Origin of the sequence: Marinoscillum furvescens DSM 4134 (assembly GCF_003386095.1) — a bacterium.
In the GTDB taxonomy this organism is placed as follows: domain Bacteria; phylum Bacteroidota; class Bacteroidia; order Cytophagales; family Cyclobacteriaceae; genus Marinoscillum; species Marinoscillum furvescens.
In genome coordinates, this window is the sequence record NZ_QREG01000057.1 from 1 (window position 1) to 1,475 (window position 1,475).

Sequence of the window (1,475 nt, forward strand, 5' to 3'; positions counted from 1 at the left end):
CCGGCATATTTGTCAGCCTTTTCCTGAAACATCTTTTTGACCGTCTCATAGTCCAGTTGCTCCAATGCTTGAAGTAAAGCTGTTCGCTCTTGCTCATCAAACAAGCTCAGGGTCAGCACCAGCAAGTCAGGAATGCTTTTCAGTTCATCCACTGCCCCGTCTCCAAGGCCGGCAGTCAACGAATTCAGCTCAAACGGATAGGTATCTGTTTCTACCTCTGTGTTCCACATCGGCACTGGCACCTTGATCTTTGCAAGGGTTTCTTTGGTCACTTTCACTACCCACATATCCCTCTCAAAGATGTTAAGGGTAGGTTCTGGCTTCTTGGTCAGATCGCCAATGGCATTTGGATTGTCAATCGATTTGTCGATATGCTGGTCCCTGATCGCCTCAACATCACTTTGCTGATAATCTAAAGAGATGCTTTCTCCACTGTATGTAGTTTTGCCCGTTGGGTAGTTGAAAAAGTCCTCCTGATAGTAGAACTGCTTTTTGTAACCATCCGCTGATTTACCTAGCAGCAAGTGGACTTCTTTCTCAGGAGTGAAGGAATCTTTCAGTTCATCAAAAGTGGCCTCATCCAGAACGGTCACTTTGGAATCTATATCCTGGTTGTCTTTGAAATCAGCAATGGCAACTTTGAGTTTTTCCTTTTCTTCTTCAGGCAAGCCAATGAAGTCTTCAAGTTGGTCACCTTCCTGGTTTAATGTTTCAATCGTCTGCGCCAAAAACTCTTTGATCTTGGCAGCTTCTTCTTCCATTGCCAATTCTGCAACAGCAACATTTTCAAAAGGTGGGTAATCATCTCGCACCTCTAGTAGCTCCTTGAAACGATTAGTAGCTCTCGCAATTAGAATGTTTATCGTAGAAATATTGTCCGGTGAGTAGCGGGGAGCTATCTCCGTGATCGTTAATGAACCATTAGCAGCATTTAAACCAAAGCTTACTCTAAACCCATTAAAGGTTACATTCTGGCCTTTATAAGTCAGGATAATTCCACCGGAGGTAAGTTCCGTTTGCGCATCTTCTGTCGGAATTACATCTATTTCTGATCCCTCAAAAAGTGCATCAAACATAGTGGCTGCCACCATCGCCCCATCCTCTTCGTCATCAAACAGGGTCACTACGCTGGCTGGGTCGTGGACATGGTCCCACTGGTACTTGTAGAGCTTTTTGTCTTTCTCCCCTGCTGGGGAGTAGTCCATCAGGTTATCGGTCTGGCCTTTGGGAAGGCCCTTTTCGCTAAAGGTGTGCTCGAGCCTAAACACCCCATGGCCCAGCTCATGGGCGATGGTGGTGATCAGCTGGTCAGTGCTCTGGCTTTCGGTAAACACAAAGCCCCACTGCTTCTTGCGGGGCATGTAGCCCAGTTTGCTGGCGTTCTCCGCTTTGGCTACCAAAAAGACGTAGTAGGTGTCTTTGGCGCGCTGGTGTTTGGAGCGGAATGCTTTGATCAGGGCGTTCATCTCCCCGGT

1 protein-coding gene is annotated in these 1,475 nt (G+C 47.0%); it reads right to left on the minus strand.

Going from position 1 to position 1,475, the window contains the following annotated elements; genetic code table 11:
* Window positions 1–1,475 (minus strand): hypothetical protein (locus tag C7460_RS23950; RefSeq protein ID WP_170148164.1); only part of this gene is annotated, 1,475 nt, incomplete at both ends.